General features: G+C 36.3%; 16 protein-coding genes. 5 read left to right on the plus strand and 11 right to left on the minus strand.

The window, feature by feature from the left end; translation table 11 throughout:
* Window positions 1-37: 37 nt before the first annotated feature.
* From FJR45_RS07610 to FJR45_RS07625, 4 genes are read left to right on the plus strand one after another with little or no spacing between them, the layout of a single operon-like run.
* Entirely contained in the window at window positions 38-1,504 is a 1,467-nt protein-coding gene (locus FJR45_RS07610; RefSeq protein WP_193150003.1) for a peptidylprolyl isomerase, read from the plus strand.
* A 1-nt stretch (window position 1,505) separates the two neighbouring features.
* Window positions 1,506-2,870 carry a cell division protein FtsA gene (gene ftsA, locus FJR45_RS07615; RefSeq protein WP_193150004.1) on the plus strand — a complete coding sequence of 455 codons (1,365 nt, stop codon included), beginning with the start codon at window positions 1,506-1,508 and terminating at the stop codon, window positions 2,868-2,870.
* Between the two features lie 12 nt (window positions 2,871-2,882).
* On the plus strand, window positions 2,883-3,998 hold the full coding sequence (gene ftsZ / locus FJR45_RS07620) for a cell division protein FtsZ (RefSeq protein WP_193150005.1): 1,116 nt from the start codon (window positions 2,883-2,885) through the stop codon (window positions 3,996-3,998).
* Window positions 3,999-4,003: 5 nt separating this feature from the next.
* Window positions 4,004-4,306, plus strand: a complete 303-nt coding sequence (locus FJR45_RS07625) for a J domain-containing protein (protein WP_193150006.1) — start codon at window positions 4,004-4,006, stop codon at window positions 4,304-4,306.
* Window positions 4,307-4,310: 4 nt separating this feature from the next.
* On the opposite strand, the gene FJR45_RS07630 is transcribed toward FJR45_RS07625, so the two are convergent.
* The 10 genes from FJR45_RS07630 to FJR45_RS07675 form a co-directional block, all read right to left on the minus strand.
* Window positions 4,311-5,270 (minus strand): hypothetical protein, encoded by a 960-nt coding sequence (locus tag FJR45_RS07630; RefSeq protein ID WP_193150007.1) that lies wholly within the window; start codon window positions 5,268-5,270, stop codon window positions 4,311-4,313.
* On the minus strand, window positions 5,261-5,920 hold the full coding sequence (locus FJR45_RS07635; protein ID WP_193150008.1) for an ABC transporter ATP-binding protein: 660 nt from the start codon (window positions 5,918-5,920) through the stop codon (window positions 5,261-5,263). The genes FJR45_RS07630 and FJR45_RS07635 overlap by 10 nt, the downstream gene beginning before the upstream one ends.
* Window positions 5,917-7,089 carry an ABC transporter permease gene (locus FJR45_RS07640; protein ID WP_193150009.1) on the minus strand — a complete coding sequence of 391 codons (1,173 nt, stop codon included), beginning with the start codon at window positions 7,087-7,089 and terminating at the stop codon, window positions 5,917-5,919. Before FJR45_RS07640 ends, FJR45_RS07635 begins: the two co-directional genes overlap by 4 nt.
* Window positions 7,086-7,283, minus strand: a complete 198-nt coding sequence (locus FJR45_RS07645) for a hypothetical protein (RefSeq protein WP_193150010.1) — start codon at window positions 7,281-7,283, stop codon at window positions 7,086-7,088. The genes FJR45_RS07640 and FJR45_RS07645 overlap by 4 nt, the downstream gene beginning before the upstream one ends.
* Entirely contained in the window at window positions 7,276-7,944 is a 669-nt protein-coding gene (locus FJR45_RS07650) for a nitrous oxide reductase accessory protein NosL (RefSeq protein ID WP_193150011.1), read from the minus strand. The genes FJR45_RS07645 and FJR45_RS07650 overlap by 8 nt, the downstream gene beginning before the upstream one ends.
* A 62-nt stretch (window positions 7,945-8,006) precedes the next feature.
* Window positions 8,007-8,498 (minus strand): DUF4149 domain-containing protein, encoded by a 492-nt coding sequence (locus FJR45_RS07655; RefSeq protein ID WP_193150012.1) that lies wholly within the window; start codon window positions 8,496-8,498, stop codon window positions 8,007-8,009.
* Between the two features lie 14 nt (window positions 8,499-8,512).
* Window positions 8,513-9,343, minus strand: coding sequence for a peptide chain release factor N(5)-glutamine methyltransferase (gene prmC / locus FJR45_RS07660; protein ID WP_193150013.1), 831 nt, complete (start codon window positions 9,341-9,343; stop codon window positions 8,513-8,515).
* Window positions 9,325-10,584: a M48 family metallopeptidase gene (locus tag FJR45_RS07665; protein WP_193150014.1), complete on the minus strand. Its 1,260-nt coding sequence runs from the start codon at window positions 10,582-10,584 to the stop codon at window positions 9,325-9,327. Before FJR45_RS07665 ends, prmC begins: the two co-directional genes overlap by 19 nt.
* A 42-nt stretch (window positions 10,585-10,626) precedes the next feature.
* Window positions 10,627-10,839, minus strand: a complete 213-nt coding sequence (locus tag FJR45_RS07670; RefSeq protein WP_226966406.1) for a hypothetical protein — start codon at window positions 10,837-10,839, stop codon at window positions 10,627-10,629.
* Window positions 10,840-10,972: 133 nt separating this feature from the next.
* Window positions 10,973-11,266, minus strand: coding sequence for a Dabb family protein (locus FJR45_RS07675; protein ID WP_193150015.1), 294 nt, complete (start codon window positions 11,264-11,266; stop codon window positions 10,973-10,975).
* A 77-nt stretch (window positions 11,267-11,343) separates the two neighbouring features.
* Here FJR45_RS07675 and FJR45_RS07680 point away from each other — a divergent pair, with 77 nt between their 5' ends.
* The gene (locus tag FJR45_RS07680; RefSeq protein WP_193150016.1) at window positions 11,344-11,529 is read left to right on the plus strand and encodes a hypothetical protein; all 186 of its coding nucleotides are present in this window, start codon (window positions 11,344-11,346) and stop codon (window positions 11,527-11,529) included.
* Here the strand turns inward: FJR45_RS07680 and FJR45_RS07685 are convergent.
* On the minus strand, window positions 11,524-12,855 hold the full coding sequence (locus FJR45_RS07685) for an SLC13 family permease (RefSeq protein ID WP_193150017.1): 1,332 nt from the start codon (window positions 12,853-12,855) through the stop codon (window positions 11,524-11,526). The genes FJR45_RS07680 and FJR45_RS07685 overlap by 6 nt on opposite strands.
* Between the last annotated feature and the right edge of the window lie 6 nt (window positions 12,856-12,861).

Genomic DNA, 12,861 nt, shown 5'->3' on the forward strand with positions numbered 1-12,861 from the left:
GAATATCAAACAATATCACAAACAAGGTTTTTATTATATGATTACATGGATGCAAAGACATAAGAAATGGCTTATTATAACTATATGGATTTCAACAATAGCATTTGTTGGAGCAGGCTTTGTCGGCTGGGGGCAATACAGCTATGGCAACAAAGCAGGTGCTGTTGCAAAAGTGGGAAATGTTGAAATTACAAACGGTGAACTGCAAAAAACCTATTCTCGTCTTTATGCACAGTATAATCAAATGTTTCAGGGAAACTTTGATGAAGAAAAAGCAAAACAGTTCGGATTGGACAAACAGGCACTCCAACAGTTGATACAGCAGGCACTGCTTATCAATCTTGCACAGTCATATGATCTTATTGTAAGTGATGAAGAGATGATTGAAGCACTCAAACAGCAAAAAGCTTTTTATAAAAACGGAGCATTCGACAAAGAGACATACAAACTTGTTCTTTCCCAAAACAGACTGAGTATCAAAGAGTATGAAACCGAGTTGCGAAAAGAACTTCTTATACAAAAAACCCTGAAACTTCTTCCTGTAAAAACATCAAAAAATGAAGAAAATATTTTAAACACGATTTTTAATATCGCAGACAAAATAAACTATAAAGTCCTTACACTTGACGACATTCAGGTTTCCGTAGACAATGAAGCATTAAAAAAGTTTTGGCAAAAACAGAAAAACAATTTTATGAATGATGTTGTTTACGAGGTTAATTTTATCAAGGTAGCCCCTGTAACAAAAGAATTCAGTGATACAGAGATTGCGACATACTACAAAGAAAACAGAACACATTTCAAAGGCAGTGACGGTAAAATTTTACCTCTTGAGGCAGCTAAAGAAAAAGTTCTCAGTGAGCTCAATGCAAAAGCGATGAAAGACAAAGCCTTACGAACATATATAGCATTTAAAAAGAACAAGCTTCAAGAAAGTATAAAACCGCAAAGTGCGCAAATCTCAAAATCAAACAATCCGTTCAATGTGCAGACACTCGATACAATTTCCAAACTGGCACTGACGAAACCATATACAAAACCGATAAATATCAACGGAACATACTATATTTTTGAGTTAACAAAAATAATACCTGCAAAACCAAAATCATTTGAAGAAGCAAAAGCAGAAATTTTACCACTCTATATAACACAAATGAAAAAAGAAAAGCTAATGAAACTTGTCAATGATTCTGTAAATACTTTTATAGGCAAAACTTCTGATTTTCTTACTGTGACTTCTGTAGACAAGTTGGCACCTCTGAGCAAACAAGAAGCTGCTGATTTCTTACAAAAACTGTTTGTGAGTGATAAAAAAAGATCTTCTATCGCTCTGAATAACGGAAAAGTTGTTTTATACAACATTTTGGAACAAAAACTGCTTACAAATAAAAACAACGATGTTAGCGACACTGTCGCAAAATTAAAAAATACTCTGTTTAACGAAGGGCTTATAAAAACGCTTCAAAACAAGTACCAAACTGAGATTTATATTCAAGGACTCTAAATTGAGTAGAACTGTTTTAGCCATAGATATAGGTTCAACAAAAATTTGTGCAATCATTGCAGAAATCGACAATAATCATACAATCTCAATAACCGGTGCAGGCACAACAAAAGCACAGGGTTTAAAAAAGGGAAGCATAACAAACATTGAACTTGCTTCAAGAAGTATAAAAACAGCAGTTGAAGATGCAAAACGGGTATCAGGCAGTAACATTAACACTGCAATTGTTTCCATATCCGGAGCCTACACAAAAAGCCTTAACTCAAACGGTATTGTAAACATTCAATCAAAGGAGATCTCCTTTGAAGAGATAAAACGTGTTATGCATACTTCTTTGTATAACGCCAATATACCAAACGAATACGAAGTTCTGCATGCCCTGCCTTTTAACTTTAAAGTAGATGATCAGGATTACATAGAAGACCCGCTTGGAATGAATGCTTCACGACTTGAGGTTGAAACACACATTATAACGACACAAAAATCAAACCTGAACAACCTTAAAAAAGCTGTCAGAGGAGCTGGTGTCGAGGTGGAAAATGTAGTCCTTAACAGTTATGCTTCAGCCATCGCAACACTCAATGAAGATGAAAGAGAGTTAGGTGCCGCAGTTATAGATATGGGTGGCAACACAAGCAACATTGCAATTCACTCAGGCAATTCAATTCGCTACAATGAATTTTTGGGTGTTGGTTCAAACCATGTCACAAGTGACCTTTCCATGGCACTGCATACACCGCTTAATGTTGCGGACAAAGTAAAACTGACCTACGGTTCACTGCTCACACCAAGCAATGATTTAATAGAGCTTCCTATTATCGGAGATGAGAACTCTACACATGAAGTCTCTTTGGAAGTTGTCCACAATGTTATATTTGCAAGAGTTGAAGAGACATTAATGATACTTGCGCAGTTTATAGAAAACAGTGGGCTTAAAGAGCAGATTGGAGCAGGTATAGTCCTCACAGGCGGTTTTTCAAAAATGGACGGCATACGGGACCTGGCAGTAGCAACCTTTGGTTCTGTCCCTGTTCGTTTGGCAAAACCTATTGAGATGAACGGTCTTTTTGACTCACTGCGCGGTCCGGAATATGCAAGTGCAGTCGGGCTGGTTATCTACTCTGCTTCTCCTTATACCCCTTATGAGATTGATGTCAATAAAAGAGTCCGTCATACTAATGAAGAACCGACAGTAACAAACAGTATTGATCTGTCCAATGAACCTGTTATACCTATAGTCCCATCAGAAGAACAAACAGTTAGTGATAAGGATAAAATGGTAAACTTAGAAACAGTGAAAGAGAAAAAGAGTGAGGAAGCTGGAAGTTTCAGTAAATTTTGGAACTGGGCAACCCAGTTATTTTAAAGGAGTGAAAGAATGGAACCATTTGTAATAGAAGAAGCACAAAGCCCTACCGGTGCAAGAATTATAGCTGTCGGTGTCGGTGGCGGCGGTGGAAATATGATAGGACATATGATTAATGAAGGTGTTACGGGTATTGAAATGATGCTTATCAATACCGATGCACAGGTTCTCAATGAAACAAATGCCGCTTCAAAGATTCAAATAGGTGCAAAACTTACAAAAGGTTTGGGTGCCGGAATGAAGCCAAGTATAGGCAAAGATTCTGCACTGGAGAATTATGATGAAATCAGAGCGGCACTTGAAGGGGCTGACATTGTTTTTATCTCTGCAGGTCTTGGTGGCGGGACAGGAACAGGTGCTGCACCTGTAGTTGCCCAGATAGCCAAAGAAGTCGGAGCCCTTACTATTTCAATCGTTACCAAACCTTTTATGTTTGAAGGGAAAAAACGTTTAAAATTGGCAGAAGAAGGATTGGAAGAACTCAAAAAAGAGAGTGATTCTATAGTAGTCATTCCAAATGACAAACTTTTATCAATCATCGACCGAAGACTGGGGCTCAAAGAGAGCTTTAAAATAGTAGACAGTGTATTGGCGCAGGCTGTAAGCGGAACATCAGGTGTTATTCTCTCAAGCGGGGACAATGATATCAACCTTGACTTTGCCGACTTGCAAACTGTTATGAGTCACAAAGGTATGGCACTGATGGGTGTGGGTGAACATGAAGGTGAAAATGCAGCCTATGAAGCGATTAAAGCGGCAATAGAGTCTCCGCTCTTAGACAACATGTCCATTAACGGTGCAATGGGTGTTTTGGTACATTTCAGTATGCATCCTGATTTTCCAATGATGGAACTTGCAGAAGCTATGGAAGTTGTCCATGAAAGTGCACATGATGATGCAGAAGTTATCTGGGGAACATCTACAAGCGAGAAAATACCTGAAAACTATATCAAGATTACTATTGTTGCAACAGGTTTTGAAAAAGAACTGACAAACAATGAAGATTTTGTCAGTGAAACACCTGCTCCTCCTGTTCGTGCCAAAGTAAGACCGAGACTTGTCGTAGGCGGTGAGCTTGACGGTGACTATCTCGATATTCCTGCTTACATGAGACAACAACAAGACTAACTCCATTGCACTCTTTTGAAAAAATAATGAAGGCCAAATCACTCCTTGGTCTTCGCGAAAAAGCTTCTCTCAAAGAAATAAAAAACAAATACAAAAACCTTATGAAAAAATGGCATCCTGACAAGCATAAAGACAACTATGAGCAGGCAACACAGATGAGTATGCAAATAAATGAAGCATACCAAATTATACTTGACTACTGCAGTGCTTATGAATACCCGCTTGATGAGGAGAGTGTTAAAAAATCAACCTACACACCTCAAGAGTGGTGGAACAGTAAATTTGGAGACAACCAGCATAACATCTGATTTTTTACAGCCAAACACCATTTTTTATATAATATGCCAGCGGGTAGTAACTTACAGCTACAACATACAAAGTTGTAAAAAAAAGTGATATCTTATATTTTGCATTTTCATCTTCTTTCCCAAAAGGCACAAGTCCGAGAACAATACCAAAAAAAGTACCGATAAATAAAAATATATATAACAAATATCCTACATAGTTATAATCCTTTTGCAGCAGACAAAACGGGCAGTGATGTGTTGGCAGTTCGTATATATACGTTCCAAAAAAACCTATGAGTGAAACCAAGGCTGCAATAACAAACAGTAGATTCATAAGAGAAAACAGATATCTGTTTTTTATTTTATATGCAAATACAATAAACGCAAACAGAGCATAAAAACTTCCAAGAAGCATGATCGGATTTATACTTAGCAAATATGCCATATAGGTACCGTCTGTTGTAGAAAAAATAGCACCGCAACAGTCTACAACACTCTTTGTATCTATAGAAAGAAACATCAGACTCTCCAGCCCTGTTTCGAGGATGAGTAAAAAATATGCAAACAAATATACTTTTAACTTCAATTGTAGATATATCTGCTGTTCTGATTTCATATCTTCACTGTTGAGTACCAGCCAGTAGGCAAAAATATACAAATTGATGACTTTAAGTATCAGAAGATAGGTACCGTATTGTGTTGCATTGACGACACCGGCTCCACACATTGCCCCGGGTAAAATATTTGAAATATCATCAAGCGTAAAAATAAAAAATATAAACAATACAACCTTGGTGTAAAAAATAAATTTTATAACTACACTTACCAGATAGCTTTGTTTTTCCAGATTATACTGTAAGAGAGTTGTAGCATTAGGGTCATACCGATAGAGTATTTTCACACTGTAATAGAATGCAAGAGTGGCAAAAACAACAAAGAGCAGATTGAGTATATCAATTGTCAATACTTCAGGCGTCAGGAGCATAGCAGTTTACCATTATGTATCTCTACAACACGATCCACAAAATCCAAATCAAAAAAAAGAGGGTCATGCGTTGCAACGATGACAGTTTTGTTCATAGACTTTAATTCTTTAAGGATTTGTATAAATTCACAAGAGAGCTTTTCATCCAGATTTGCAGTCGGTTCATCTGCCAGAATTATTTTCGGATTATTGACATTTGCCCTGGCTATTGCAACTCTTTGCTGTTCACCACCCGAAAGACTCTTTACCCTCACATCTTTTTTATGTTCAATATCAAACATCTTCATTACAGAATGAAGCTTTACATGTAAAGCTTTTTCATCCAGGTTTAACGGTACCAATGGCAGTAAAATATTATCACGAACATTCAGCGTCGGAATCAAATTATATTTTTGAAATATAAACCCGATATTGTCTCTTCTGTATCTCGAGCAAAAATGATCGGGCAGTTTTGAGATATGTTTATTTTCAACCAAAACATCTCCGCTTGTCGGTTTGAGCAGTCCGGCAATCAATGAAAGTATGGTACTTTTTCCACTGCCACTGACACCTTTTAATATGACAAGTTCGCCTTCGCCAATTTCCAAATCAATAGTATCCAAAGCTTTTATATCATCATATATTTTGCTTACATGTAGCAGTTTTATCATCGTATTACCTCATCAGCATCAAGCGTAGCAATTCTCCATGACGGAATGACTGTTGCAAACATATATACAGGAACACTGAGCAAAAAGAGTAAAAGCAGTATCTTATAGTCAAGCACAAAGGGAAGTGTAAAACTGTTTGCAATATCATTATAGTCTATAAATATATTTTTAATGATTGGAGCATTTAAAATATATACAAAAAAGAGCGTCAGAATTATTCCCATACAATAAGCAATAAAAGAGATGATAAGCCCTTCATACATACGCGCGGTAAGAACATCCTCTATGGTCCAGCCTATTGCCTTGAGTATGCCTATTTCTTTTTTCTCTTCACTGCTGAGTCCGCTTGATTTGTCATAAACAATCATAAAAAATGTAAAAAGAGTAATGGTAAACAGGATTAAAAAAACAGTGCTGAGAAAATTAAACTGATTTTCAAGTGCTGTTTTCAAATCCTTTCTTGCAACGACTTTAAAAGTCGGAAACATATTTTGAATCTTCGACACTATGGAAGATAGTTCCAGAGGGTTATTGACACGAACAGCCAAATCTGTAGCCTCACTGTTTTTGTAAGCAAATATTTCTCTTAGCGTATCTTTACTCATAACGATCATATCATTTGATTCCAACTGTGTTGCGGCTTTGAATGTCCCTGCTATATAAATTTTTTTTACTGATAAATCAGGAGTGATAAAGTTGAAATATTCTTTGTAATAACTTGCATCCAATATGCGTTTGACCCCCTCTCCTACAAGCATAGAAGAAGCATTCAGTTCGCTGTTTTTTATTATATTTTCAAAAGTAGTGTTGTATTGGTTTTCAAATTCATCTATACCCACTACAATAAATCTGGCATGCATATGTTTAAAATCATAATATCCCCATACCCGTCCGGTTACATCAGAAACACCTTTTATATTTACAATGCTGTCTATAACATGCTCATCCAGTGTGGTGTCTCTGCCCGCCTTCTGATTTGTCACTATAATTTGCGGCTGCGTATCAAGAGTAGATTCCAGCTCATACTTCAGCGAGTTTTGCACAAAAAAGAATGACGCCAACAGAGCAATGAGCAGTGTCAGTATTATGAGAATAAATATGTTCTTTGCTTTATATCGCAAGATATAATTAACAGCATATTCAAGAAGATGAAAATTAATCTTCTTCACGGCATTGTCTTTATAGAGTTGTTTTTCAGTGCCAAAACAAAATTAGAAACAGTTGTTGTTTTGACAAATGCTCTCTTGGTCTCAAGCTCTTTTCTTGTCAGTGTATTATTCTTCTGCAAATACAGTATCTCCCCTATTGCTACAACTATCAAAACACTACATGTAAAGAGACAAAAGCGGCTTTTTTTATTCATCCAGTTTATACACATCTTCAGGCGTTATATCATCAAACTTGAGTATCTTTTTGCCTTTATGGTCAAGATAAAACCGTTTGGCAGATGCTTCATCCTTAAAAGCTATCAACTCATTTCCCATGGGTCCGTACACATCACTCCACATAACAAAATAGGCTTTTTTTGCATCAATAACCTGCTGCGTATAATACTCTTGCACCAACATATGTTTTATCTTCTTCGGATGTTCAAAATAGTACTTCATCATATCTTTAATTCCGTCAAAAGATACATTTTTGTCATCATACTCTATACGTGAAATCCAACTCGGATATTTATACAAAAGCATACCGCATACAGGACATTTTTCATCCTTTGTTACAGTAAGTTTAGTAAAATGTCTGTGTTTGCCTGAAACTCTTTTAACCTCCCACAGATAAAGTGCCAAAGCCTCCAGATATTTTTTATTGAGTGTTGCACAACTCTTTTTTGCAAGCAAAGCATTTGAGAGTTCTTCATAACTTTTGTATCTCTTTACATCTATATCAGAACATTTTTTCTTATAAATTTTTTCACCCATAGGATAAAGCTTCTTCTCTTTAAAGGCCTGTGAATAATTCGGATAAGACAAAAGAAGTGTTGAAAAAAGAGCAACAAGAATGAAAAGTTTAAAAATTGACATAAAACCACCTAATACAAAAAATTTGTTTAGGTAAATCTTATCAAAATAGTGTTAATTTAGCGTTAAAGTGACTTCGAAGGGACTCTTAAAAGCATCAATCTTCTGACAAACAGGACCAAAAGAGCAAATGCCAGTATTTTAAAATCTATCTCACTTGCAATATGAAGATGTTCAAAGGTGTCACTTTGCGTAGCTTCTGCTCCCAGTGCCTGCATGGAAAGGATTTTTGGAACATACACTGCAGAAAACATCAAAGATGCAAATATCACTGTGACAGCTGCTGCAAAACTGATAGCATCACGCTGACCCATTTTATAAGCCTTGGCCTCATACAAAGCGACAAAAGTGGCTACAAAATAGGTCCAATATGAAAACCTGTGAAAAATCTCTCCCATTATAATACCCGCATTATAATGGTCTATCAGCAAGTTGACTGTGATCTTGTCTGTATGAAAAATAACAGGCGCAACAATGGCACCTAAAACCAAAACAGCCCCAAAAGTAGCTGCTAAAACAATAAAATATGTAAAATCCAGATAAATATTTTTTTTCATTTTGTAAAACCTTGTTATATTTGTAATGTAAATCCGCGATCGAACGAGCTGTAGTCTTTGTAGAAAGTTATAGATTTAAAATCTTTTCCTTGCATATAATCCCGTATTTTATCTTGTTGGTCATAACCAATCTCACAACTAAAAAATCTAATCTTTTGTCTTAAGACTTCATCAAGAAGTTTTTTAATAATTTCATCACCCACCCTTCCGCCAAAAAGTGCATTTTGCGGTTCATAGGAGAGATTTGATTCCAAAGCAATACCGTTTTCAATATACGGCGGATTGGAAACCAGATAGTCTATTTGTTCGCAAACCGGCTCTAGCAGTGAGCCCAATCGCAATTCAATTTGTTCCTGCAGTCCAAATTTTTCTATATTTTTTTGTGCTACATCCAAAGCTTTTTGAGAAATATCCACTGCTATGATTTTAGAATTTTTAAAAGTCTTTGCAAGCATTATAGAGATAATACCACTCCCTACTCCGACCTCCACAAAAGTTAAAGCACTCTTTTTATCCGGCACATGTTTGATCACTTCATCTATGAGCAGTTCTGTTTCGGGACGGGGTATCAAGGCTCCCTCGTCTATGTAAAATTCTTCACTGTAAAAACTTACCTGCTTTGTGATGTATTCAAAAGGTTCATTGTTTTGTCTTCTTTGTACCCATTGGAAAAACTGCTGAGAAATTTCTACAAAACTGTTTTGATGGGTAATGAGCCAGAGTTCATCCACCCCAAGATATTTCATCAAAAGAAGCTGCGCTTCTCTTGGGGCTCTTTGTACACAGGGCTGCAAGTTCTGTGTAACCTCACGAAGTAAATCTTTGACTATATATCTGCTTCGCATTTACCCTCAGTACCGCTTTTTTCTATGTATCCCACATCCATGCCGAGTTCCTTCAAGCGTTCTATTACCGGAGGATGTGTATAATGAAAGAAAATATACAAAGGATGCGAAAGCGGAAAACTTTTGTTTTCATTGACCAGTTTTTTCAGTGCATTTGCAAGTTCAATTGCACCTGCGCTTCCGCCAAGTTCACTCCCCATCTTATCCGCTTCATATTCGTTATGACGACTCACAATGCCCATAACAGGCATCATAATAAAACCGAGTACCGGCATAAACAGCATCAGTAAAATCATAATGACATAGGGCTGTTTGGAAACACCTAGTTCCATATAAAGCGAATCCGGCAAATTACCAAAGATAGCGAACATTGCAAAAAGCATCACACCCACCAAAGCAATATTTTTATAAATATCCCCATGTGCAAAATGTCCGAGTTCATGCCCTAAAACGGCTAAAAGCTCCTTCGTTGTCAGTTTTTTGAGCAAAGTGTCAAACAAAACAACTTTTTTAGCTTTTCCGAATCCGCCAAAATAGGCATTGAGCCTGTTGTCCCGCTTACTCGCATCACTCACAAAAACACCCGAACTTACAAAACCTGTTTTGTCCATAAGTCTTTTAATTTCACTGTCAAGTTCTGCATCTTCAAGCGGTGTCAGTTTATCAAAAAACATTGCACGAAAAGTAGGATAAAGCATATTTATCAAAATCACTATCGCAAAAATAAACAAAAAGCTCCACAGCCACCACAACTCAAAATTTACAATGATTTCATAAACACCCCACACAACAAGGGAACCAAAAACAATTGTCAGGAAAAAAGAGATAAGCGTATCTTTTATCCACTGTCCAAGGGTTGAATTGTTAAAGCCGTATTTTGCATCAATCACAAATTTTTCATAATAAGAAAAAGGCAAAGAAACAATATAGTTAATCACTACAAAACTCATCACTATAGCCACATTCATCAATGCCTGGTTTGACATAGTATAGTACTGTTCGACAAGGTATTTCAATCCCACACCAATCCAGCCGATAAATACAAGATAGTCCACAAATGTATTCACAATGGAAAGCTTTTCTTTTTCGACAGCATAATTACCCGCTTTTAAGAAATCAGCGGCAGAGAGTAAAACCGGTGTTTTTCTCTTTATAAGATTGATATAGCCTATCTGCATTACACTTGTGTATATCATTATCAATACATAAAAACTATATATTCCTACTATTGTCATTAACATGCCGTCACCGCCTTATTTTAATTGAGAAATTATAGCCAAAACTTATCTAATCGGAATACTTTTGCTTAAAGGAACCACTGTTATTTCATCTTTTACAGGAATCGCATCTTTTGTGTTGTCGTAGAGATTATAGGCTATTAGATAAACAACTCCCAAAAGCAGACCTGCAACGATAACGGCCCAGACAATTCTCTTTTTTTCACCTTTTAATGTGTTGTAATCACCTATATCTTCCAATCTTGGTTCTGATATCATCTTTTCATCCTTCTTAAATATTTTTGTGAGATTATATCAAAAAGAAATATAAGCTGATGTGATAAAAAAGAGCTAGTTTGACGACTTAAGTCTATTTTTTATTTTGTTTTATCGTCATTTTAGAAAAATTCACTTATTCAAGTATATAATCAACAACTTTTGACTCTATAGTAACTTCTTTGATAAAAGAGACCACTTTGAGATGCTCTTCATGTGTTGCATAGATTTTAAGATCTTCCTCAGTTGCAAAAGTTGAGTAAAGAGAGAGGTCCATCGCTCTGTCTGATTCATTAAAGTTAATACCGACTTCAATAGATTTGAGGACATCAATACTTTTTTCCAGATTTTCAAGTTTCGCTTTTACCTTGGCTATATTGAAAGCTTTATTTTCCTCTTTAAATTTAAACATCACTATATGGACTATCATTGTTTCAACCTTCAAAAATTTATTATCTTCTTAAAATCTTAGCAAAAATTTTATAACATTTGGCTAAGATACTTCCTATGAAAGAATTATACGGCGTAGGAATTTTATTTTTTTATTTTTTAAAATGGCCCATCGCCATTGCTTATCCCTATATGCTGACACATGGTCTGCAACATAACCCTGTTATAGATATTTTATGGATCTACTCTGTTTTTTTAATTATCAAAGACCTTTACATGTACATCAGAAAAAGAAAATCATAGAATATTTTTCCAGAAATATTCTGCAATGAAAACGATAAAAAATATTCCAAGCAAATTCAAAACTATTCCATATTTCATCATATCTTTTACCCCGACAGCTCCGCTGCTCATTGCAATAGCATTAGGTGGTGTGGCGATTGGAAGCATAAAAGCATAACTCGCACACAGAGTGGCCACCATCATAAAAAGTGTTGTATTTATTCCTGAGTGTTCTGCTACAGAATAGATAACAGGCAGCATTATAGAAATCAGTGCCGTATTTGAGGTAATTTCAGTCGTAAAGGTTATCAACACAGCAACACTCAACAGCAGCAGCAGTGGTGAAAGCTCGGTCATATGCAAGAGATATGATGCAAGTTCATCTGCCAGTCCGGTTTGTGCAAAAGCTTTTGCAATGGAAAAACCCGCGCCAAACAAGAACATGATGGCATAAGGAATTTTTTTACTGTCTTCATTCCATTGCAGTATATTAAAAGGCGGCATAAACAGCGCCAATCCAAAACCAAGCAGTATGCCACTCTCACTCATACCAAGACCATTCCAGTAGGGTCTTACAGGAGCATTGACAAACAAGAGTGCAACTAGGCCCAACAATAAATACATCACTTTTTTTTGTGACGGCTCTAAAACTTTTTTTTCTATTTTTGTCTCTATCGGTATTGCATTGACACCATAACTCAACAGAAAACCGACACTTGTCAACATAAAAAGAGAGAGCGGCGCAACCATAAATATCCACTGGAAAAACGGGATAAGCTGCATATTGTGTTCTTGCATAATACCGAGCAAAATCAAATTTGGAGGTGTGCCGATGGGTGTCAATATGCCTCCTATACTTGCACCATAAGTAATAGCAAGGGCAAAACGCATTTTTAATTTTATGTTATCTGTTAAAAAAACTGCAATACTGATAAGCAACAGGGTTGTTGTAGTATTGGACAAAATGGAACTTAAAAGTGCTGATGTCAGTGCAAGAGAAAATATCATTCCTCTTGGTGTTGCAGGAAACAGACCCAGAAGTTTATTGGCTACATGTAAATGCAGCTTAGTTTTTTCAACCGCTATTGCAAGTAAAAAACCGCCAAAAAAGAGATAAATGATAGGATTGGCATAATTTGCGGCAGTCATTTTTGTATCTAAAATCCCAAAGGCAGGAAAAAGAACTATGGGTAAAAGAGAGACAACACCCAATGGCAGACCTTCATTTGTCCAAAGCGTTACAAAAAAGGCTATACACCCTATAAGGGAACTTTGCTGGAGTGTAAAAAAGACTCCGCTGAGAGCAAAAAAGAAAAGTCCTGTACTCAGTGCCATTGCTATTTTCATATAAAT

Source organism: Sulfurimonas sediminis (genome assembly GCF_014905115.1).
GTDB lineage: Bacteria > Campylobacterota > Campylobacteria > Campylobacterales > Sulfurimonadaceae > Sulfurimonas > Sulfurimonas sediminis.